Annotated in this window: 20 protein-coding genes and 1 tRNA gene; 11 read left to right on the top strand and 10 right to left on the bottom strand. The window is 65.0% G+C overall.

Features of this window, described 5'->3' with window-relative positions; translation table 11 throughout:
• Positions 1-3 precede the first annotated feature (3 nt).
• Both RB2654_RS06410 and RB2654_RS06405 read left to right on the top strand, forming a co-directional pair.
• Positions 4-1,449, top strand: coding sequence for a glutamine synthetase family protein (locus RB2654_RS06410; RefSeq protein WP_008329763.1), 1,446 nt, complete (start codon positions 4-6; stop codon positions 1,447-1,449).
• Positions 1,449-2,264 (top strand): arylamine N-acetyltransferase family protein, encoded by an 816-nt coding sequence (locus RB2654_RS06405; RefSeq protein WP_008329762.1) that lies wholly within the window; start codon positions 1,449-1,451, stop codon positions 2,262-2,264. Before RB2654_RS06410 ends, RB2654_RS06405 begins: the two co-directional genes overlap by 1 nt.
• Before the next feature lie 15 nt (positions 2,265-2,279).
• Here RB2654_RS06405 and RB2654_RS06400 read toward each other — a convergent pair whose 3' ends face one another.
• Both RB2654_RS06400 and RB2654_RS06395 read right to left on the bottom strand, forming a co-directional pair.
• Complete coding sequence (locus RB2654_RS06400; protein WP_008329761.1) at positions 2,280-3,941, bottom strand: B12-binding domain-containing radical SAM protein; 1,662 nt, start codon at positions 3,939-3,941, stop codon at positions 2,280-2,282.
• A 309-nt stretch (positions 3,942-4,250) separates the two neighbouring features.
• Positions 4,251-5,768, bottom strand: coding sequence for a phospholipase D family protein (locus RB2654_RS06395; protein ID WP_040884497.1), 1,518 nt, complete (start codon positions 5,766-5,768; stop codon positions 4,251-4,253).
• A 237-nt stretch (positions 5,769-6,005) separates the two neighbouring features.
• Here RB2654_RS06395 and RB2654_RS06390 point away from each other — a divergent pair, with 237 nt between their 5' ends.
• Positions 6,006-7,151: an alpha-hydroxy acid oxidase gene (locus RB2654_RS06390; RefSeq protein ID WP_008329759.1), complete on the top strand. Its 1,146-nt coding sequence runs from the start codon at positions 6,006-6,008 to the stop codon at positions 7,149-7,151.
• Positions 7,152-7,259: 108 nt separating this feature from the next.
• On the opposite strand, the gene RB2654_RS06385 is transcribed toward RB2654_RS06390, so the two are convergent.
• Together RB2654_RS06385 and RB2654_RS06380 are read right to left on the bottom strand one after the other, a co-directional pair.
• Positions 7,260-7,334, bottom strand: a tRNA-Gly gene (locus RB2654_RS06385).
• 101 nt (positions 7,335-7,435) lie between these two features.
• Positions 7,436-8,023, bottom strand: a complete 588-nt coding sequence (locus RB2654_RS06380; protein WP_008329757.1) for a TetR/AcrR family transcriptional regulator — start codon at positions 8,021-8,023, stop codon at positions 7,436-7,438.
• 81 nt (positions 8,024-8,104) lie between these two features.
• On the opposite strand from RB2654_RS06380, the gene RB2654_RS06375 reads away from it, so the two are divergent.
• A complete protein-coding gene (locus tag RB2654_RS06375; RefSeq protein ID WP_008329756.1) occupies positions 8,105-8,722 on the top strand; it encodes a DUF2306 domain-containing protein in 618 nt (205 codons plus the stop codon).
• Here the strand turns inward: RB2654_RS06375 and RB2654_RS06370 are convergent.
• Positions 8,703-9,149, bottom strand: coding sequence for an SRPBCC family protein (locus RB2654_RS06370; RefSeq protein WP_008329754.1), 447 nt, complete (start codon positions 9,147-9,149; stop codon positions 8,703-8,705). The genes RB2654_RS06375 and RB2654_RS06370 overlap by 20 nt on opposite strands.
• A 147-nt stretch (positions 9,150-9,296) precedes the next feature.
• Here RB2654_RS06370 and RB2654_RS06365 point away from each other — a divergent pair, with 147 nt between their 5' ends.
• On the top strand, positions 9,297-10,268 hold the full coding sequence (locus tag RB2654_RS06365) for a hypothetical protein (protein ID WP_008329752.1): 972 nt from the start codon (positions 9,297-9,299) through the stop codon (positions 10,266-10,268).
• 13 nt (positions 10,269-10,281) lie between these two features.
• Here the strand turns inward: RB2654_RS06365 and RB2654_RS06360 are convergent, their stop codons facing one another.
• The gene (locus RB2654_RS06360) at positions 10,282-10,677 is read right to left on the bottom strand and encodes a rhodanese-like domain-containing protein (protein WP_008329749.1); all 396 of its coding nucleotides are present in this window, start codon (positions 10,675-10,677) and stop codon (positions 10,282-10,284) included.
• Positions 10,678-10,961: 284 nt separating this feature from the next.
• Here RB2654_RS06360 and RB2654_RS06355 point away from each other — a divergent pair, with 284 nt between their 5' ends.
• Positions 10,962-11,195, top strand: a complete 234-nt coding sequence (locus RB2654_RS06355) for a hypothetical protein (protein WP_040884495.1) — start codon at positions 10,962-10,964, stop codon at positions 11,193-11,195.
• Between the two features lie 60 nt (positions 11,196-11,255).
• Here the strand turns inward: RB2654_RS06355 and RB2654_RS23765 are convergent, their stop codons facing one another.
• The gene (locus tag RB2654_RS23765; RefSeq protein WP_008329745.1) at positions 11,256-11,864 is read right to left on the bottom strand and encodes a DUF1801 domain-containing protein; all 609 of its coding nucleotides are present in this window, start codon (positions 11,862-11,864) and stop codon (positions 11,256-11,258) included.
• Between RB2654_RS23765 and RB2654_RS06345 the strand changes: the two genes are divergently transcribed.
• Complete coding sequence (locus RB2654_RS06345) at positions 11,845-12,339, top strand: P-loop nucleotide/nucleoside kinase family protein (RefSeq protein ID WP_040884493.1); 495 nt, start codon at positions 11,845-11,847, stop codon at positions 12,337-12,339. The two genes, RB2654_RS23765 and RB2654_RS06345, sit on opposite strands and share 20 nt — an antisense overlap.
• Positions 12,340-12,367: 28 nt before the next feature.
• Here RB2654_RS06345 and RB2654_RS06340 read toward each other — a convergent pair whose 3' ends face one another.
• The 3 genes from RB2654_RS06340 to RB2654_RS06330 form a co-directional block, all read right to left on the bottom strand.
• Entirely contained in the window at positions 12,368-15,814 is a 3,447-nt protein-coding gene (locus RB2654_RS06340) for a pyruvate carboxylase (protein WP_008329743.1), read from the bottom strand.
• Between the two features lie 94 nt (positions 15,815-15,908).
• Complete coding sequence (locus RB2654_RS06335) at positions 15,909-17,054, bottom strand: alpha-hydroxy acid oxidase (RefSeq protein ID WP_187432403.1); 1,146 nt, start codon at positions 17,052-17,054, stop codon at positions 15,909-15,911.
• A gap of 38 nt (positions 17,055-17,092) precedes the next feature.
• On the bottom strand, positions 17,093-18,640 hold the full coding sequence (locus RB2654_RS06330; RefSeq protein ID WP_040884491.1) for an MDR family MFS transporter: 1,548 nt from the start codon (positions 18,638-18,640) through the stop codon (positions 17,093-17,095).
• 119 nt (positions 18,641-18,759) lie between these two features.
• Between RB2654_RS06330 and RB2654_RS06325 the strand changes: the two genes are divergently transcribed.
• The 4 genes from RB2654_RS06325 (at position 18,760) to RB2654_RS23570 (ending at position 21,494) form a co-directional block, all read left to right on the top strand.
• The gene (locus RB2654_RS06325; protein WP_008329728.1) at positions 18,760-19,311 is read left to right on the top strand and encodes a MarR family winged helix-turn-helix transcriptional regulator; all 552 of its coding nucleotides are present in this window, start codon (positions 18,760-18,762) and stop codon (positions 19,309-19,311) included.
• A 73-nt stretch (positions 19,312-19,384) separates the two neighbouring features.
• Positions 19,385-20,467: an acyltransferase family protein gene (locus tag RB2654_RS06320; protein ID WP_008329727.1), complete on the top strand. Its 1,083-nt coding sequence runs from the start codon at positions 19,385-19,387 to the stop codon at positions 20,465-20,467.
• 71 nt (positions 20,468-20,538) lie between these two features.
• Positions 20,539-20,889: a YkvA family protein gene (locus RB2654_RS06315; protein ID WP_008329726.1), complete on the top strand. Its 351-nt coding sequence runs from the start codon at positions 20,539-20,541 to the stop codon at positions 20,887-20,889.
• A 71-nt stretch (positions 20,890-20,960) separates the two neighbouring features.
• Positions 20,961-21,494: an REP-associated tyrosine transposase gene (locus tag RB2654_RS23570; protein ID WP_008329725.1), complete on the top strand. Its 534-nt coding sequence runs from the start codon at positions 20,961-20,963 to the stop codon at positions 21,492-21,494.
• Positions 21,495-21,583: the final 89 nt, after the last annotated feature.

Genomic DNA, 21,583 nt, shown 5'->3' with positions numbered 1-21,583 from the left:
CGGGTGAGCGCGGACAGGGACAGGATCGCCTCGGGCGCGCTGGCGCGGCTTGGGCTGCTTACGAACGACCAAGCGGCGGCGGGGGCCGAACTTCTGGCGCATGTGCGGGCCGAAGGTCTTGAAACCGTGCGCGTGCTGTTCACCGATCCGCATGGCGTGCTGCGCGGCAAGGCGATCGCGGTGCGGGCACTGGGGTCGGTGCTGGCCGACGGGATGAAGGTGCCCTCGACGCTGTTGCTCAAGGACACGTCCGGGCGCACGGCCTTTCCGGTCTGGTCGGGGGACGACGTGCCCATGGCCGGGGCTTCGGACGTGCTCTTGGTGCCGGATGCGGCCACCTTCCGGCGTCTGCCTTGGTCGCCGCATTCCGGCTGGCTGCTGTGCGATGTCCGTAGGGGCGACGGGGCCGAGGTGCCGTTCGATCCGCGTGCGATTCTACGCCGTCAGGTGGCGCGGCTCGCCGAACGCGGGATCGAGATGCGGATCGGGCTGGAGGTCGAGTTTCACGTGTTCGACGTGGTGGACCCGCGTCTGAACCATGCCGACACCACGATGCCGCCCGCGCCGCCACACACGCGCGCGCTGGCCCCCGGCTACCAGTTCCTGACCGAAACCGTCTATGCCCAGCTCGAACCCCTGATGGACCGCCTTCGCCGTGCGGCGGAAGAGATCGGCCTGCCAGTCCGCTCGACCGAGGTCGAGATGGGGCCAAGCCAGTTCGAGTTCACCTTCGACCCCGCCGATCCGGTCACGCAGGCCGATGCCATGGTCATGTTCCGCACCTTGGTGAAAGAGGTCTGCGCCGCAGATGGTAAGCATGCGACCTTCATGTGCCGTCCAAGGGTCGACAACGCCGCCGCTTCGGGCTGGCACGTGCATCAGTCGCTCGTATCCGCTGAGACGGGCGTGAACCTTTTCATGAGCGATACCAAGGGCTTGAACGACCTTGCGGGTCAATGGGTCGCGGGGCTCTTGGCCCATGCGGGCGAAAGCTGTGTGCTGACCACGCCCACCGTCAACGGCTACAAACGCTATACGCAATTCCAGCTCGCCCCAGACCGCATCGCTTGGGGGATGGACAACCGGGGAACCATGCTACGCGCGCTTGTCGCGCCGGGCGATCCGGCCAGCCGGATTGAGAATCGTGTCGCGGACCCGGCGGCCAACCCTTACCTTCTGTTCGCGTCGCAAATCATCAGCGGCCTCGCCGGAATCGAGGGCGACCTGACCCCGCCCGCCCCGGTGGAACGGCCCTATGGCGAAGGGCCGGAGCCGCTGCCCGCCTCGCTGGGCGAAGCGATCGCCGCCTTCGCGGCCTCCGACCTCTATGCCGATGCGCTCGGGTCCGAGACGGTCGCACATCTTCTGACGCTCAAGCGGGCCGAGTGGTCCCGCTATCTCGCCGCCGTGTCGGAGTGGGAGCAGGCCGAATATTTTCGGCTTTTCTGATGGATTTCGACCTTACCGCCTATCTCGCCCGGCTCGAATTGCCGACCCCCGGTTCGGGGCGCGAGGGGCTGTTCCGGCTGCACCGCGCGCATATGACCCATGTGCCGTTCGAGAACACCGAGCCGCTATTGGGCAGGGTGCCGTCACTCGCGCCCGACGATCTGTTCGACAAGATGGTGACGCGTCGGCGCGGTGGCTACTGTTTCGAGCACAACGGGCTCTACGCCGGTGCCCTGCGCGCGCTCGGCTATGAAATCACGCCGCTTCTCGGGCGCGTGCGCAACGGGGCGCCCGAGGGCGGCGCGCGCACGCATCAGGCGCATCTGGTCGACATCGACGGCGAGACCTGGCTGACCGACGTGGGCTTCGGGGGGCATAGCCCGCTCGTCCCGCTCGCGCTTCGCTTCGACGTCGAGCACGACGCGCCGAACGGGCGCTATCGGTTCCGTGCGGACGCCGCGAGCGGCGAGACGGTGATCGAGCGTCTGGCGGGGGCGGACTGGGTTTCGCTCTGGGGCTTCGACGACTACCCAGTGCGCCCCGTGGATATCGAGGCGGCGAACGTGGTGACGGCGTGCTGGGACAAGGCGCCGTTTCCCGCGAATCTCATGGCCTCGTTCCACGGACCGGGGGGCCGCGTGACCCTGTTCAACCGGGCGTTTTCGCGCGGGCTGCCCCCGGATCTGGACACGCGGATGATCGCGGATGCAGATGACCTTGCCTCGGTCCTGCGCGAAGAGTTCACACTCGACCTGACCGCGGATGAGGTGGCGGCGATTTGGAGAAAGGTTGAAGGCGCGCCCGTATCACGTTGAGACGAATGCGCTTCTTTATTCTGCGGCCGTAAGCTCCTTGGTGTCTTCGGTGCCAAAGCTGCCTTCGCCCATGCGACGACGATAGACTTCCGTCGCATTCGCGTCGGGGTGCTTTTCGCAAAAGGCGATCTGGTCCTTCATCTCGCGCTTCACGTATTCGCTGAACGGGCCGAGATGCGCATAGAGCGCGGCGCAATAGAGTGCGTGCTTGATCGCGCGGGGTTTCTTGCGCAGCACATAGGCCAGCAGCCGCCAGTAATGCCCGCGCAGATCGGGGCGCTTGGTCGTCGCGTTCCAGAAGAAGGTCATCAGATGCTTGGCATCCTTGACGATCATCTTCCGGCTCAGATCGCCCGACGGGCCGGACGGGTCGAGAAGGTCGACCATGTTGCGCACGCGCTGGAAAAAGCTCTCAGGCGCCATGATGGTGTCGACGACCGTGTAGTATTCGCCAAGAATATCCTTGCGCGGGCGCAGGGTCTGGAAGTTCAGGCCCGAGACGCACTGATCCCCGTCGTCGTCCTTTTCGAGCACGCCGAACATCGGGTCGAGCCGCCCCTCAGCTTCGAGCCGTCGTTGCAGCTGCGTGTTGGGCAGGGCGGTCAGAAGCCCGACCATGGCGACCGGGATCGACGCCTCCTCGATCAATTCGATCATGCCTTGGGCGGCATGTTCGCTTTCGTTGTCGAAACCCACGATGAACCCGGCGATGACGAAAATCCCGTAGCTCTGGATGGTATGGATCGACTTGGCGATGTCGCGCTTGGTGTTCTGCTTTTTCTTCATCGCGACCAGCACGTCGGGGTCCGGGCTTTCGATGCCGACGAAGGTGGTGAAGAAGCCCGCGTCGCGCATCAGTCCCAGAAACTCGTGGTCATCGGCGAGGTTGAGCGAGGCTTCGGTGGAAAACTCGAACGGAAACCCGTGCGCGCGTTGCCATTCGACCAACTTGGGCAAAAACGCCTTCACCGATTTCTTGTTGCCGATCAGGTTGTCGTCCACGAAATCGACGTGGCCCCGGTAGCCCATCTCGTAAAGCCGGTCGAGTTCGCTCAGGATCTGGTCTTCCATCTTGGTGCGCGGCTTGCGCCCGAACAGCTCGATGATGTCGCAGAATTCGCACAGGAACGGGCAGCCGCGCGACAGCTGGACGTTAATCATCAGGTAGTCGTCGAGGTCGAGCAGGTCGTATCGCGGGATTGGTGTCGTGGTGACGTCGACGGTATGAAGCGGCGCGCGGAATTCGCCGGACCGGATGCCGGACCGCAGCGCGGCGATGACCTCGTCCAGCACGCCCTCCGCCTCGCCGATGACGCGAATATCGACGTCGGCATACATTTCCGGGTGGGAACTGACATCCGGCCCGCCGACCACCGTGATCTTGCCGCGCGCCTTGCACCGGGCGGCTTCGTTCAGAAGGTGGCGCTGTTGCGAGATCATACCGGAGAACATGACGATATCGGCCCAGTCGATCTGGTCGTCGGTCAATTCCTCGGTATTGGTGTCCACCAGACGCACGGGCCAGTCGCCCGGCAGCATCGCCGCGACCGTGATAAGGCCCAGCGGCGGGGCCGGGTATTTCGCATTGGTGAGTTCGCAGGTCTCGAGGAAATTCCAGAACGAGACGTTCGAAAACTTCGGGTAAACCAATAGGACCTTCGGCGTTGGGTCAGCCATGAGGTGCTCCCATATCCGTTGCGTTTGAAATTGCTGGCCTTTGGCAAAGCGTAACCTGAAACCCGTTTTTTCCGGATTCATTTCTTGGGGCGCGTCGGCAAATTCGCGTGACGGCTGGTTTTATGGGGCAATTCGGGGCTAGCGCGTCGCGGCGTGGCTCGCTTCAGCCAAGGGCCCATGTCCCCCCGTGGCGGTCGGGGGTGGCGCTTGCCCACGTCGGGCTTACCTTAGGGAAATCAGAGGCTTGCGCCCAGTCGGCCTTCTCGACGTAAGGGCAGGGACGACCTATTGCCGCGTCCCCGTCGCCCGTCAGACCATTTCCTCCGGCACCCCCGGCAAGGGTTCGCCCATTTTTTCGGCAGGCTCCACATCATAGGGCAGTATGAAGTGTTTACGGTCTTCCGGTGCGCGTTTTGCGTTGTCCTGCGCGGCCCGGGTCCATGTCGCGGCGCGGGTCAGGTCACCCGGCGCGCCGTCCGGGAACCAGTGGTCGCAGCAGCGCGAAAACACCTGTTCCGCACGCCCCGGTTCCGCCAGTTCGATGCCCGTTTCGCTGTCCCACCGCATCGAGCGGCCGTTCAGATTGGCCGACGACACGATCGCCGCGCGGTCGTCGATCACCATCACCTTGGCGTGGATATAGATGATCGGGGCGTCGTAATGCGTGTCGCGCCCGTCGGTTTGCATCCGGCGCGGTTGCGCGGGCGAGCCGAAGAACACGCGGTCGCCGAAGGCGTCGCGCAGGCGCTCGACGGCCGTGCTTTGCAATTGTTCGCCATACTTGGCGTCCATGTCGTCGCTGCTGTCGAACGCCACATCCTCGGGCGCGGCGGGCAACAGAACGACGAGTTGCAGATCGGGTTGAGCGGCGGCGGCCGTCACCAGCGCGTCGGTGATCGGTGTCGAGCGCAGGAATTGCGTCTCGATGAAGATGTACCGTTTCGCCGTGCGGATCAGCCTGAGATGGGCCTCTTCCAACTCGCGCAGAACCTCATGCGGCGCCAGTCGCCGCCCGCCGGGAACGTCGCAGGACAGCGTGCGCAGCACGCCGCCGAACGCGGAGGGCTGCACTTCCCCCGCCGTGACCGCGCGAAACTCCCGCAGGTGCCGAAGCCCGGCTTTGGCCACTTCGCCGGTGACGATCAGTTGCACGTCGTGCCACGTCTTTTCCGGCGCGCGGCGGTGATGTTTGTCGTCGTAGCGGCGCGGGTTCAGGTCTAGCCCGCCGACGTAGAGCACACGTCCGTCGGCGACCGCCATCTTCTGATGATGGGTCGCCGGCACGAGCGGGGCAGGCGGCCAGAGACGCGGCCACATCTTGCCGGCCCGGCTGCGGATCATCTGGCGGAACCGGGGGCGGTGGGCGAGCACGGTATCGCACTCCTCCCGGTCCATCCCGGTCAGGCGGTTGCATTCGTCGCGCAGTTTCCGGCGGGTCACCGGCATGAACAGGACGCGATGCGCCCAGCCGACGCGGGCCGGATGCATATGCACGTCGATGTCCAGCAGGTCGGGATTGCGCGACGCCTCGGCGGCGGCGAGGCAATCGTCGCGACACCGCCACGACAGTTCGTGCAGATCGGGCCGGGCGACCGGATCGAAGTCGGTGATGATGATCGTGAAGCGCACGCCTTCATCCAGCTTGTGCCGCAAGAGGTCCGACCACGTTTCGCCCACCGCCCTGGCCTCGTCGCTGTAAAGATGGGTCGTCGGGTCGAAGATCCGCATCGAAACCCACACGTCGCGCCGCGCGTTCAACACCATGCGCTCGAAAGCCGGATAGGCTTCGGACGCGGTGATCAAGACCTGCGCCGTTTCGGTCTGCATGTCATGCGCTCCTTGGTCCGGGTCACGGGGGCTTTGCGTGTCAGTGTCGAACATACAGTGGAAAGCCCCGCCGCCCTGTGCGGGTTCCCTGTCCGACCGAAGAATCCGGCGCCGATAACGGGCCGCGCGGCAGATGCGCGGGATTGGCCTATTCCTTTGGCCTCGGGATGTCTGTTAAGTCGCCCCGGACCCAAGGGACGGAGGCATGCATCCTCCGACACACTGGCAGGAGGACCCATGAGGCTCAAGGATTGTCAAAACTTTCACGATTTCCGTACTCTGGCCAAGCGCCGCCTGCCGGGACCGATCTTCAACTACATCGACGGCGCGGCGGATGACGAGGTCACGTATCGGCGCAACTCGGACAGTTTCGATCAGGTCGATCTCTTGCCCAAGGTGTTGCGCGGAACCGACGAGATCGATCTGTCGGTCGAGATCATGGGACAGAAGCTCGCCTTGCCGTTCTACTTGTCGCCCACGGCGCTCCAACGGCTGTTTCATCACCGGGGCGAGCGGGCTGTGGCGGCGGCGGCCGAGAAATACGGGACGATGTTCGGGGTGTCGTCGCTGGGCACCACGTCGCTGGAGGAGCTTCGGCGCAAGCACAAGACGCCGCAGGTCTATCAATTCTACTTCCACCGTGACCGGGGCCTGAACCGCGCGATGATGCAGCGCGCGAAAGAGGCGGGGGTGGACGTGATGATGCTCACCGTCGATTCCATCACCGGGGGCAACCGCGAGCGTGACAAGCGCACGGGCTTTTCGATCCCGTTCCGGCTGACGCTGGGCGGCATGGTGCAGTTTGCGATGAAGCCCGCCTGGGGCATCAACTACGTCACGCACGAGAAATTCAGCCTGCCGCAACTCGACGAACACGTCGACATGGGCGGCGGCACCCTGTCGATCGGGCGCTATTTCACCGAGATGTTGGACCCGACGATGAACTGGGACGATCTGGCCGAGATGGTCGAGGAATGGGGCGGCAAGTTCTGCCTCAAGGGGATCATCCACCCCGAGGATGCGGTACGGGCCGCCGAGGTCGGGTGCGACGCGGTGATCCTGTCGAACCACGGCGGTCGGCAACTGGACGGCTCGCGCGCGCCGTTCGATGGGCTGGCCGAGGTGGTGGATGCGGTCGGCGACAAGCTGGACGTCATCATGGACAGCGGGGTTCAGCGCGGCACCCATATCGTCAAGGCCCTGAGCATGGGGGCCAAGGCGGTCGGGATCGGGCGCGGCTACCTGTTTCCGCTCGCGGCGGCCGGGCAGGCTGGGGTCGAACGGATGGTCGGCTTGCTCAGGGACGAGGTGGAGCGCGACATGCGCCTGATGGGGGCGGCCAAGGTGGCGGACCTGAGCCGCGACAACCTGCGCTGGCGCTAGAGGGCCCCATGCGGGTGCCGGGTGACCGGCGCCCGCCATAGCGTTACCGGAAAACGAAAAAAGCCGCCCGAAGGCGGCTTTTCCATCATCCTCGAAAGAGGGTCCACTTGGAGCGGGCGAGGCGATTCGAACGCCCGACCCTAACCTTGGCAAGGTTATGCTCTACCCCTGAGCTACGCCCGCATCCTGTGGTGAGCGGTGATGTATAAAACAGTGCTCGGACCTGCAAGGGCAAAATCGCGCGGATTGCGAATTTTTTTGGCCACCGCGTTTTGGGCGAGGTGTCACGCTTCGGCCGCGCCGAGATCGAGCTTGGCGAACATGCCGCGAAAGACCTCCTCGGCGGCCTCGCCCGGCTCCAACCTTCGATTGCCCGCGACCGCGAGGCTCGCGTAACCGTGGACGAGCGACCAGACCGTCAGCTCGGTCTGAACCGCGTCGTCCTTCGCGAAGGGGGCGCAAATCCGCACCAGCACGCCATAGGCGGCATCGGACGCGTCGCGCAGGTCCGGGTCGTCGTGACCGTGGACATTCGGCCCGAACATCAGGCTGAAGACCCCGCTGTAGGCCCAGGCGAACCGCAGGTATCCAAGACAGGCCGCCAGGACCACGTCGCGCGGTGTTCCGTCCGCTTCCGCGATGGCGGCTTCCATCGAGGCGGTGAAGCGTCGGTAGCCTTCGGCCACGACGGCGGTGCGCAGGTGGGCGAGCGACGGGAAGTGGTGGGCCGGGGCGGCGTGGCTGACCCCCGCCATCGCGGCGACCTTGCGAATCGACAGGGCATCCGGCCCCTCGGATTGGATCAGGTCCAGCCCCGCTTGGATCAGCGCGGCCCGCAAGTTCCCGTGATGATGGGGTTTTTTCGTCGGCATAGGGGCACCGTATCACCGAACTTGACAGCGTCAAGCAAATCGCGAAACTTGACGGTGTAAAGTTTATTTGAGGATACCGACATGACCCGCCGCCTGCTGCTCATTTTTGCGACCGTTCTGACGGTCTCCATCGCCTTCGCCTCCTATCGCTTCTTCGGGATGGGGCTGCGCGCGGCGTTTCCGGATATGGCCGTCCACATCGACACGGTCCGGCTCGCGTTTTTGGCCCATGTGGTCGCCGCCCCGATCGCGCTCGCGGCGGCGACGTTCCAGCTCATGCCGCGCCTTCGGTCGCGCCGGCCCGCGCTGCACCGCTGGACGGGGCGGGTCTATGGCATGGCGATCTTGATCGCCGCCATCGGCGCGCTGGTCATGGCGCCGGTGTCCAATGGTGGCCCGTTGGCGTCGCTGGGCTTCGGGTTGCTCGCAATCCTGTGGCTGGGCACCACGGCAATCGGCATCTCGCGCGCACGGAAGCGCGACATCGACGCGCATCGCCGCTGGATGACACGCTCCTTCGCGCTGACCTTCGCGGCGGTGACGCTTCGGCTGGAACTGGTCGTGCTCACCATCGCCGGGCTGACATATGTCGAGGCGATCGAAATCCTCGCCTGGGCGTCGTGGGTGCCGAACCTTCTGGTCGCGGAGTGGCTGTTGCGCCGTCCGCGCCGCCTGCGCGTCAGGCCCGCGACCGCATGACTTTGTCCAGTTGGGACAGGTCCTGCGTCATCGCCCGTCGCATCGCCAGCGCCATCACCGGCATCAACACCGCCTTGAACCCACTGGGAAACCCGCGATTGGTCAGCCGCATATGCGTGCCCTTCGGCGCATCCGACCATTCATAGATCGTCTGCATGGGGAAGGGGCCTTCCTCGGTCGACATGACGAGCCGTTCGCCGGGCAGGTGTTCGCGGATCTCATAGGTATAGGCGATGCGCCGCCCCATGAACTCGGCGACGAAGGCGGCACGTGCACCCGGTTCGGTCGAGGGGTCGGTGCGCCACTCGACCGACTTGATGTTGCGATACCAGCGCGGCGCATTGCCCATGTCCGCGGCGAACCCGGCCACCTCGGCCCGCGCCGCGCGGATCACGCGCTCCACACTCACATCCACAGGGCGCACCATCGCCGTTCCTTTCGCTCTTTGCCCAACCGTCTGTCGCGTCCCGTCCGGTGTCAACGGGCAGGGTGACGACGGTAGTGCTTGACTTGATGCGCGCGCTGCGGCCCTTTTGGGATATTGGACCTAAAGTATTAGTATCGGAGACGTTCCATGACCTGCCGTTTCGCGCCCTTGGCGGCGTTCGCGCTTGCCGCCACCCCCGTTACCGCACAGGACGCCGCGCCGCCGCCGCTGTCGCCGCTGTCCGTCGAGGTTCTGAAACTCGACACGGTGCTGCATTCCGACGTCAACGCAGGCTCGATCTGCTGCGCGCCCGAGATGCTCGTGAGCGGTGAGGCCGAGGATTTCGTCTATATCAAGGTCGTCTTCGACGTGGCCTGGTCCGAAGAGGTCGACCGCGTGTCCTACTCCGGGTCACAGGCGCAGGCGCTGAAGCTGCCCGGTGTGGACGACCCCGACGCGTGGCTGCGCCCGTGGGGGCAGATCAACTGGTATCCGGCGGTCGAAATCCGGCCACCGAACCTCAGCCAGTCGCGCCCGCGCAAATGGCCCGACGAAGACAAGGACGCGGTGTTGAGCGGTCTCTGGACCGTGCCCGCGGACGCGACCGAGGCGGTGCTGCTCATCGGCAAGGACGACGAACCGCAGCTGGAGGTGGCGATCGACCTGTCAGGCCCGATCGGGGACTTGCCGCCCGCGGCGACGCTGTGGGACGTGACCATCGACAGCCTGTCGGTGATGGACAAGGTCGCGACCTCCCGCGAAAGCCGGGGCCGGGTCGTGAACGGCGTGGTGAAACCGACGATGGGGCAGATCGTGGCGGTGTCCGTCACGATCAATCCCAAGCAGAACACGCTCGTCGATCAGGACGAGGGCAACAACGCCGCCTATTTCCAGACCGAAACCTTTCAGCTTGTCGGACCCGAGGGCCTGCCGCTGGTGCCGATGGGGCAGGATCGGCGCGGGACCATCGGAAACGACGTGTCCAACACCGAGAACTGGTCGGGCGAGGGGACGAGCGGCGAGACGGATCGCACGTTCTACTTCCTCGGGTCCGGTGCGCCCGGCACCTACCGCCTGTATTTCGAGACGACCGAGGTGGCGACCGCCGACCTCGGCTAATGTCGCGGTCCGGTCAGGCCTTGTCCTCGACCGGACCGCCCGCCGTTTTCCACGCCGTGAAGCCGCCCTTCAGGTGGGCGCAGGCGAACCCCATGTCCTCAAGCGCCGCAGCGGCGAGGGCCGAGCGCCAGCCGGAGGCGCAGTGCAGCACATAGCGTTTGCCGTCCTGTCCGAAGACGTCGCGGTAATAGGGGCTGTCGGGGTCGACCCAGAACTCCAGCATCCCGCGCGGGGCGTGGACCGAACCGGGGATGCGCCCCACCTTTTGCAGCTCCCGCACATCGCGGATGTCCACGATCACCGTTTCCGGGTCGTCCATGGCCGCGATCAGGTCCGATGCCGCGACCTCGTCAATCCGGGCGCGGGCCTCCTCCACCAGTTGCGCGGCGGTTTTCGTGAGTTTCGCCATATCTCCCCCTGTCTCGAGCGCGGTCAAACTGCGCCAGCCTTGGGTGAGTCACAAGGAATATCGAAAGATCAAATGAGACGGACCCACAACGCAGACGGCGCCGTATTTTGGGCCGGGAGCAAGATGTGGGACGATATATTGCGTTGAATGTCCCATCTACTTTTCATAAAGTGCTCATTTTTGCATCATTGCGCAATTTGTGATATGATTGTTTCGTGCAAGGGATCTTGCGCTTTCAAACATCGGGGGGAACTACAATGAGAAAAACTCTCATTTCTATTGCCGTGGCTGCACTTGTCACGGCACCTTTTGCCGTGGTCGCCGACAGCGCCAACTGGTCGGAGGAAAAGGCGGCGCAAGTCGATCAGAACCGGAACACCAACTCCGGTAACGGCAATGGCGGCGAGCGCCAGAGGAACAACGGATCCTGGACCTCGACCACCAATGGCGAAACCGGTGGCCGGGACAAGGATCCCGGAAACTCCGGGAACCAATGCCAAGGCGGCAAGAACTGCTGATCGTCACCAACCGACGGAGCGCCCTGGCGCTCCGCCGACCCTGCCAAGGCGTCTTGTGGGTCAGCCCAAAGCGGCGGCGCGCACCCAGTTCTGACAGACGCGGGACAGCCAGTCGCCGTCGATGTCCTCTCCAAGCTTGAAACAAGCGATGGCGCGCTGGTCCGAGGGCCACGTGAGCCGGCCTTCGGGTTCGTCGATCAGCCGGGCGCCGGTGTCGGTGTCTTTCGCCTTGGCGCCACGATGAAAGATCACGCGCACCTGACTGCCCTTGGGCGGCAGGTTCAGCGTTATGAGGTCGCGTCCCGCCACCGCGAAACTGGGCGCGTTCCACTTCTGGCCGAGCGTCGCGTCGGGCAGGGCGGCGTGAATGATGGCGACGAGCCGTTGCGCCAGAGCCTGCATGTCGTCGGTTTCGGCCTTGCCCGCCATCGCCCTCTCCTTCGCCTGCCGCGAGACTACGGGGGATGCGCGGGTGGCGCCAGCCCGCCCGGTCGTGATGGACTTCGCGGCATGGGCATGGCAAGGGTAGGGCATGAATACTTCGGTTCCGAATTGTTGGGTCTCGACCTTTTCGCGAATTACGAACCCGGTCTGATTGACCGGGCTTTCCGCGTAGTCCCACCATTCTGAACACCGCACGAGGTATCCCATGACCCGTTCCACACCCATGTTGCACCTGATGTGCGGCAAAGCCGCGTCCGGCAAATCCACGCTCGCCGCCCGGTTGGGCAAGGCGCCGAACACCGTGGTCATCGCCGAGGATGCTTGGCTTTTCGCGCTGTTCGGTGACGAGATGACCACTTTGGTCGATTACGTCCGCTGCGCGGCCAAGCTGCGCGCGGCAATGGCGCCGCACGTGGTCGCGCTGCTGAGGTCAGGCACGTCCGTTGTGCTCGACTTCCCCGCGAACACGGTCGAAACGCGCCGCTGGATGCGCGAGATGATCGACGCTTCGGGCGCGGGGCATCAGATGCACCTGCTCGATGTGCCGGACGACGTCGCCAGGGCGCGGCTTCGGGCGCGCAATGCGGGCGGCGATCATCCTTTCGCGGTGACGGAGGACCAGTTCGACAGGCTCGCCAAGCATTTCGTCCCCCCGTCCGAGGACGAGGGGTTCGAGGTGGTGCGCCACGTGAACGCGTGAGGGCCGGGGCGACACGCGCCCCAACCCGTCATTCCTCGTATTCGACCAGCAGGTCCTTGGCGTCGATCTGGGCGCCGGGGGTGACGTGGACGGCTTTCACCACCGCTGCCTTTTCGGCGTGAATCCCCGTCTCCATCTTCATTGCTTCGATGGTGAGCAGCAGGTCGCCCTGCTTGACCTTGGCCCCCGCCTGCACGGCGACACTCGCCACCACGCCCGGCATCGGCGCGCCGAGGTGGAGCGGGTTGGCAGCGTCCGCCTTGGGCCGCGCCGCCTGCGTCGCCTTGGCCGAGCGGTCGGCCACGCGGATCGTGCGCGGCTGGCCGTTCAACTCGAAGAACACCTTGGCCTCGCCTTCCTCGTTGGTCTCGCCTACCGCGCTCATGCGGATCACCAGCGTCTTGCCGGGGTCGATCTCGGCCTCGATCTCGTCGCCCGGTTCCATGCCGTAGAAATAGGTCAGCGTCGGCAGGGTGCGGACCGGGCCATAGGTCCGGTGACGGCCCATGTAGTCGAGGAAGACCTTGGGATACATGAGGTATCCGTTCAGATCCTCGTCATCCAGCTTGAAGCCTTCAAGCTCCTTCGACACCTCGGCGCGGGTCGCTTCGATGTCGATGGGGTCCAGATGCTTGCCGGGGCGGTCGGTGTCGGGCTTGTCGCCCTTGAGCACCTTCTTCACGATACCTTTCGGGAAGCCCCCCGGCGGCTGGCCGAGGTTGCCCTTCATCATGTCGATGACTGAATCGGGGAAGCTGACGTCGGTCTTCGGGTCTTCGACCTCTTCGCGGGTCAGGCCCTGGCTCACCATCATCAGCGCCATGTCGCCCACGACCTTCGACGAAGGTGTCACCTTCACGATGTCCCCGAACATCTGGTTCACGTCGGCATAGGCCTGCGCCACCTCGTGCCAGCGTTCTTCCAGCCCCATTGACCGCGCCTGCGCTTTGAGGTTGGTGAACTGACCGCCGGGCATTTCGTGCAGGTAGACCTCGGACGCCGGGGCCTGAAGCCCGCTCTCGAAGGCCGCGTATTGGCCGCGCACCGCTTCCCAGTAGTTCGAGATTTCGCGGATCGCACCGATGTCCAGCCCGGTGTCACGCTCGGTGAACTGAAGCGCCTCGACGACCGTGCCAAGGGTGGCTTGCGAGGTGTTGCCCGACAGCGCGTCCATCGCGCAATCGACCGCATCGACGCCCGCGTCCGAGGCGGCGAGGATCGTGCCGGACGCAATGCCCGCCGTGTCATGGGTGTGGAAGTGAATGGGCAGGTCCACGGCATCCTTCAGCGCCGGGATCAGCACCTTGGCGGCGGCGGGTTTCAGAAGCCCCGCCATGTCCTTGAGCCCCAGCACATGCGCGCCGGCCTTTTCCAGCTTCTTCGCCATGTCGACATAGTATTTGATGTCGTATTTGGCGCGTTCGGGGTCGAGCACATTGCCGGTGTAGCAGATCGTGCCCTCGATCACCTTGCCGCTTTCGCCCACCGCATCCATCGCAACGCGCATGTTCTCGACCCAGTTGAGCGAGTCGAACACGCGGAACACGTCGACACCGGACTCGGCGGCTTGCTTGACGAAGAACTGAACCACGTTGTCGGGATAGTTGGTATAGCCCACCCCGTTCGACGCGCGCAGCAGCATCTGCGTCATGATGTTGGGCATCTTCGCCCGGATGTCGCGCAGGCGCTGCCACGGACATTCCTGCAAGAAGCGATAGGCCACGTCGAAGGTCGCGCCGCCCCAGCATTCGACGCTGAAGAGCGGCGACAGGTTCGCGGCATAGGCGGGCGCGATCTTGATCATGTCGATCGAGCGCATCCGGGTCGCAAGCAGCGACTGGTGGGCATCGCGCATCGTCGTGTCGGTGATGAGCAATTGTTTCTGCTCTTTCATCCACTTCGCGACCGCCTCCGGCCCTTCTGCGTCAAGCAGCGTGCGGCTGCCCGCAGGCGGGGTGTCGTTCGCGAGCGTCGGCAGAACCGGGGGCTTGAGGTCCGAGCGCGGCTCGGGCCGCCCCTCGGTCTCGGGGTGACCGTTCACGGTGATGTCCGCGATATAGGTCAGGATCTTGGTCGCCCGGTCGCGCCGCTTCTTGAACTGGAACAGCTCCGGCGTCGTGTCGATGAACTTGGTGGTGTATTCGTTGTTCAGAAACACCGGGTGCTTGAGCAGGTTGATGACGAAGTCGATGTTGGTCGACACGCCGCGAATACGGAACTCGCGCAGCGCCCGGTCCATCCGCTTGATAGCTTGCTCCGGCGTCTGGCCGTGGGCCGTCACCTTGACCAGAAGCGAGTCGTAGTAGCGCGTGATGACGGACCCCGCATAGGCCGTGCCGCCGTCCAAGCGGATACCCATGCCGGTCGCGGTGCGATAGGCAGTCAGGCGGCCGTAGTCGGGAATGAAGTTGTTCTGCGGGTCTTCCGTGGTGATCCGGGTTTGCAGCGCGTGGCCCTGCAACTGCACGTCATACTGGCTGGCCACCCCTGTCGCTTCGGTCAGCGTCTTGCCTTCCGCGATCAGAATCTGGGCGCGCACGATGTCGATCCCGGTGACTTCCTCGGTCACGGTATGCTCGACCTGCACGCGGGGGTTCACTTCGATGAAGTAGAACTTGCCCGTCTCCATATCCATCAGGAACTCGACCGTGCCCGCGCATTCGTAATTCACGTGTTCGCAGATCTTGCGCCCGAGGTTGCAGATTTCCTCGCGCTGGGCCGGGGAGAGGTAAGGGGCGGGGGCGCGTTCCACGACCTTCTGGTTGCGGCGCTGGACCGAGCAGTCGCGCTCCCACAGGTGATAGATGTTGCCGTGCGTGTCGCCGAGGATCTGAACCTCGACATGGCGTGCGCGGGTAATCATCTTTTCCAGATAGCCCTCACCGTTGCCGAATGCGGCCTCGGCTTCGCGCCGCCCTTCCTTGATCTTGGTTTCAAGCTCTTCGGGGCCTTCGATGGGGCGCATCCCGCGCCCGCCGCCGCCCCACGACGCCTTGAGCATCAGGGGGTAGCCGATCTCTTCGGCTTCCTTGGCGATGGCCTTCATATTGTCGCCCAGCACCTCGGTCGCGGGGATGACGGGCACGCCCGCTTCGATGGCGACTTTGCGGGCCGAGGCCTTGTCGCCCAGCTTGCGCATGGTCTCGGCCTTGGGACCGATGAACACGATGCCCGCCTTGTCGCAGGCGTCGACGAACTCGGGGTTCTCGGAGAGAAGGCCATAGCCCGGATGGATCGCGTCGGCGCCGCTTTCCTTGGCGACGCGGATGATTTCGGGGATCGACAGATACGCCGCGACCGGCCCCAGACCTTCCCCGATCTTATAGGCCTCGTCCGCCTTGAAGCGATGCAGGCCCAGCTTGTCCTCTTCGGCATAGACCGCAACGGTGCGCTTGCCCATCTCGTTGCACGCCCGAAGGATACGGATCGCGATCTCACCCCGGTTCGCCACGAGGATTTTCTTGAAGTCGGCCATGCGTTTCTCCCCGACCAATATTTTGAGTTAGCGTGACGCTAGGCGATGCTGCATCGCGGCGCAAGACGATCCGGCGCGGCGCCGGGTGATCGAATTACGGTATCGCCCGGCCCAATCGGGTCGGCAGGTCGGCCAGTCTGGCCGCGCCGATCTGCGCCAAGACCGAGGCGAGGTCGGCCTTGAGAATATGCGCGACGTGATCGGCCCCCGCGGCCCCGAACGCGCCCAGCCCCCAGTGCCACGCCTTGCCCAGCATGACGAAATCCGCGCCCATCGCGATGGCGCGGGCGACATCGAGGCCGGAGTTCACGCCGCCGTCGTAGATCAGCGGCATGTCGGGCAGGGCCGCGCGGATCGCGGGCAGCGCGGGCAGGGCGGCGGGCGCGCCGTCGAACTGGCGCCCCGCGTGGTTCGACAGCCAGATCGCATCGACACCCGCCTCGGCCAGACGCGGCGCGACCTCGGGATCGGTCACGCCCTTGACGATGATCGGCCCGTCCCACGTCTCGCGCAGGCCCGCGAGATAATCCCAGTCGGGATTGGTGCGAAGCTGGTAACCGACATGGCCCGTGGACGAGGTGCCGGTGGTCGCCTTGGCATAGCTCTCCATCAACCTGAGGCGCGGCATCCCGTGCTTCAGCGTGCCGAGCGCCCAAGCCGGGCAGATCGCGACATGGCTGAGAAGCCGGGGGGTGATCCGGGGCGGGCTGGTCACGCCGCCGCGCACCTGCCGTTCGCGGCGCGAGGCGGCGGGAACGTCCGCCGTGACGACGAGCGTGTGAAAGCCCGCGGCCTTTGCGCGCTTGAGGATGTCCGCGAGGATCGTCTTGTCGCGCGGCGTGTAAAGCTGGAACCAGCCGTTGTCACCGATATGGGGCGCCAGCGCCTCGGGCGGCTGGGCGGCGACAGTGGACAGCGAATAGGGAATGCCGCGTCCGCGGGCCACATCGGCCAGCAGCATCTCGGCCCCTGGCCAGAACAGGCCCGACATGCCGACGGGGGCGATGCCGAAGGGCAGGGGGTAGTCGCGCCCGAGAAAGGTCGTGGACAGGTCCGGGGCCACGTCGCCCGCTAGGATCGCGGGATGGAACGTCACCGCATCCAGCGCAGCGCGGTTGCGGCGCGGCACCGCTTCGTCCCCCGTGGCGCTGTCGAGGTATTCCCACGCGAAATAGGGGATCCGCCTGCGCGCACGGTCGCGCAGATCGTTCAATGCCGGGTATCGAGCGTCTAGGTCCATACCCGGCATCATTCACGTAACGTGCGCGGCGGCAAGCCTCACTCGCCCAGCGGAACCATGCGGTTGGCGAGTTTGATTTCTTCGAGCACCAGCGCGAACAGGAACCCGAGGACGGCAAGCCCGGCGGCGATCAGGAAGATCGGGTGGATGGCCGACGACACGGCTTCACCGATTGCGGTCTTCACCTCCTCCGGCAGTCCGCGCAGGGTCTGCGGCCCAAGCTCCAGCCCCACGGCACCGCCCATCGCGGCGCCCGCGCTGCCGATCTTGTCGGCCAGCGTCGTCGCGAAGAGGGCGCCGAAGCCCGCCACGGCGACCGAACCGCCGACTTGCCGGAACATCAGGCCAGACGCGGTCGCGGTGCCAAGCTGCTCGCGCGACACCGCGTTCTGGGCCGCTGTGGTCAGGACCGGGAAGATCGCCCCAAGGCCAAGCCCGACAAAGACAAGCCGCGCGGCAAAGCCCCAGATCGGCGTGTCGGCGTCCAGCCCGGTCAGGAGCAGGAACCCGAAGGCCAGCGACCCCATGCCCAGCATCGGCAGCACGCGGTAGCGCCCGGTCTTGCCCATGAACCGACCCGACATCATGGAGGACAACAGGATGCCCGCCGTCATCGGGATCAGCATGAGGCCCGATTGCGTCGGCGTCAGCCCCTTGGCGATCTGAAGGTAGATCGGAAGGAACGTGATCCCGCCGAACATCGCCGCGCCGGTGATCGCGGACATGAATGACGTCACCCAAAACACGTTGATCCGGAACAGCCCCAGCGGCAGGAGCGGCTCGGCCGAGCGGTTTTCGACCCAGACGAACAGGATGCCGGCGGCGACGGCCAGCACGGCGAGGCCCAGAATCTGCGGGCTGTCCCATGCGAAGGTCGAGCCGCCCAGCGAGGTCGCCAGCGTGATGGAGGCCAGCGTGACCGAAAGGGCCGCCGCGCCGCCCCAGTCGATAACGTGTTTGGTGCGCACGCCGGTCGGCTTGAACGCGGTGGCGAAACCAACGACGGCGGCAAGGCCGATGGGCAGGTTGATGTAGAAGATCCAGTGCCACGAAAACTGCTCGACGAACCAGCCGCCGATCAGCGGCCCGATCACCGAGGCGATGGAAAAAGTCGCGGCGAACACGCCTTGGGTCTTGCCCCGGTCCTTGGGCGGGATCACGTCGCCGATGACGCTGAGGGCCAGCACGAACAACCCGCCGCCGCCAAGACCCTGAACGGCGCGCGAGCCGATAAGCCACACCATGCTTTGCGCCGCACCCGCCAGCGCCGAGCCGAGCAGGAACAGCCCGACCGATACGAAAACGATGTTTCGGCGCCCGTAAAGGTCGCCAAGCTTGCCATACAGCGGCGCGGCGATGGTCGAGGCGAGGATATAGGCGGTCACGACCCACGACAGATGCTCCAGTCCGCCAAGATCGGCCACGATGGTCGGCAGCGCGGTGGACACGATGGTCTGGTCGAGCGCCGCGAGGAACAGCAAAAGCCCGATGGATATGATGATGAGCCGGATGCGTCCGGCATCATAAGCCATGTGGCGGTCGGCGGGGGCGGGGCTGTCGGATGCAGCGGAATCTGTGCTCGTCATGATCTGAGTCCTGTCGCTTTGGCCTTCCACATAGGGCGCGGGCCTATTATGTGTCAATAGCACATAAATGTGCGAAGCAACTTCTTGACCTGTGCGCCGATGCGCGGCATATGCGGGCTATGCCCAAGACGCCGTTCAAACCCTTCCCCATCGCGCCGCCGCTCGCGGCGTCGTCCCTGTCGGAGCCCGCCAAGCAGGCACTGATGGAGCTGGACGCGGCGATGTTCCAGTGGCACCGCAAACTGGCGAAGGGCGAATTGACCGGACGCCTGCTTGCCGAAACCGACCTGGATCTCGAACCTTCGCTGTTTCAGGGGCTGATGGCCGTGATGAGGATCACCCACGGGGTCGGGCGCGACCGCGCGCAGGAGCCGACAGTGGGCCTATTGGCCGAGGAAATGGCCATCGACCCCTCCCGCGCCAGCCGGATCGCGAGCGAACTGATCGCGCGCGGCTTCGTCCAGCGCGCCGCCGCACAGGACGACGGGCGCAAATCCGTTCTGCTCCTGACCGCCAAGGGCAAAGGCGCGTTCGAAACCGTCCGCGATCTGCGCTGGACCCACATGGTCGAGATGTTCTCGGACTGGAGCGAGAGCGACATCGAACGCTTCTCGGACCTGTTCGGCCGCTACGTCGCGGGCGTTCTCGGGGTCAAGGTGGAAGAAGTCTGAGCCGCCCCTTGCGGTCCCCCGACATCGCGGTGACAATCTTCCCGGGACCGACCGATTTCAGGGATGTATTGCCGTGGCGCATGACGATCGCAAACTTGTAACGCTGCAATACGCCCGCGCCGTCGCGGCCCTTCTGGTCGCTCTCGGGCACACGCTGTCCGAGGCGCGCAAACTTGTGCCCCCCGAAAGCGCCCTGCGCGGCGCGTCCGACCTGTTTCCGTTCCAGATCGGTGTCGACGTGTTCTTCATCATCTCGGGCTTCATCATGGTCTATGTCAGCCAGTCGGAAAAAGCGCGGGCGGGCTATGCGGGCACCTTCCTTGCCAACCGGATCGCGCGGGTCGTGCCGACCTACTGGATCTATACGACGCTCATGCTGATCCCCCTGATCCTTGTTCCCTCGGTCTTCGACTCGGCGGAGCTGGACGCCCGGCAGACGGTGTTCTCCTACCTCTTCATTCCGGGGATCGGGGAGGGCGTCCGGCCTGTGCTGAAACTCGGCTGGACCCTGAATTACGAGATGTTCTTCTACGCGATCTTCGCCGTCGCGCTGTTCCTGGCCCGCAAGCGCGCGCATGAGGTGACCTTAGGCGTGCTCGTCCTTTTGGCCGGGCTTTGGATGGCGGGCGCGTTCGGGGCCGCCCCGATGGGCTTCTGGGCCAACCCGATCATCCTCGAATTCGGTGCGGGCATGGTGCTGGCCCATGTGTTCTTCCGGGGTATCCGTCTGCCGCGCGCCGCGACTTGGGCGCTGATCCTCGCGGGGCTCGTCGTGGCCTATGTAACCGGGCCGATGCAGACGAACGCGAACCGGGTGCTGATCCTGGGCCTCCCCGCGCTTCTGATCGTGGCGAGTTTCGCGCTGGCACCCGCGCCGCGCAACCCGCGTGCGCTGGCGGTCATGGAACGGGTGGGGGATGCCTCCTATTCGCTCTACCTGTCGCATCCCTTCGTCATCACGGCGGTCTTCATCCTGTGGAGCCGCCTGCCCATGGCCGGCCCCGGCGATTTCTTCGGCTACGTCGTGGTCACGCTGGTGATCGCGGCGGTCTGGTCGGTGATCTCGTTCCACTGGATCGAGAAACCGGCGAGCCGTCTGGTGCGCGGCTGGCTGCGCGGGCGCGACAAGGCACGAGCGGCCACCACCGCGCCCTGAATTTGGCGTTTCCGCCGACAGTCCATATATGAAAGGGACGGTCCCGTTTGGGGGCCGGGAGGGAGGCGCCGATGGACCGGAGCTACGCAGACCATCTGAACGGCATGGACGCAGGCGCGCAGGAGCGGCTAGTGCGCGACGGCTTCGCGGCCAAGGTGCGCCGCTTCGGCAAACGCATCCCCTTCGTGCGCGACGCGGCGGCGGCCTATTACGCCATGCTCGACCCGAACGTGCCGATCCTGACCCGCGCCGCGCTTGTCGCGCCACTGGCCTATCTGGTGATGCCGGTGGACGCGGTGCCGGATTTTATCGCGGGGCTCGGGTTCACGGATGATCTGGTGGTGATCCTGGCGGCGCTGCGGTCGTTCGGGAACCGGCTGGACGAAGGGCATTACGCCAAGGCGGATGAGATGTTGGGGTAGGGTGGGTGCCAACCCAACATGCCACCTCATGTTAACCCCAAACAAACCAACTCTCCGCGAAGATCGACGGTATGTCCAACTATCGTCGTATCAAGCGCCCGGGTGGCACATTCTTCTTCACGGTCAACCTCGCTGATCGGCGCTCGACCCTGCTCGTCGATCGGATCGGTGAACTTCGGGCGGCCTACGGGTTCGTGAGGCGGCAGCATCCCTTTCGGACCGAGGCGATTGTGGTCCTGCCCGACCATCTTCACGCCATATGGACGTTGCCTGAAGGCGATAGTGACTTTTCGACGCGTTGGAAGAAGATCAAAGCGCAGTTCTCGAAGGCCGTCATTCGAGGCGCGGATCGTGGGCATGATGGTGGAGGCGATGGTGGGTTGGCACCTACCCTACGGGTTTCGCCGAGCAAATCTCGCAAGGGCGAGGTCGGCATCTGGCAACGACGGTTTTGGGAGCATACGATCCGGGACGACGCGGACCTCGCCAACCATCTTCGCTACATTCGGGACAACCCTGTGAAACACGGTTTGGTCTCAGACCCGGTGCAATGGCCCTTTTCGTCCATTCATCGCGACCATCAGACCCTTGTTGATGGTGCGTAGGGTGGGTGCCAACCCACCAATGTGGGGTGCTGTCCCACCGAGACCGGGCGCCATCCCGCCAAGACCCTAAACCTTGCGAAGGTGGCGGG

It is taken from the genome of Maritimibacter alkaliphilus HTCC2654, from assembly GCF_000152805.1.
GTDB classification, from domain to species: Bacteria; Pseudomonadota; Alphaproteobacteria; order Rhodobacterales; family Rhodobacteraceae; genus Maritimibacter; species Maritimibacter alkaliphilus.
The sequence above is the reverse complement of the archived record's forward strand: the minus strand, read 5'-3'. Positions and strand labels throughout refer to the sequence as shown.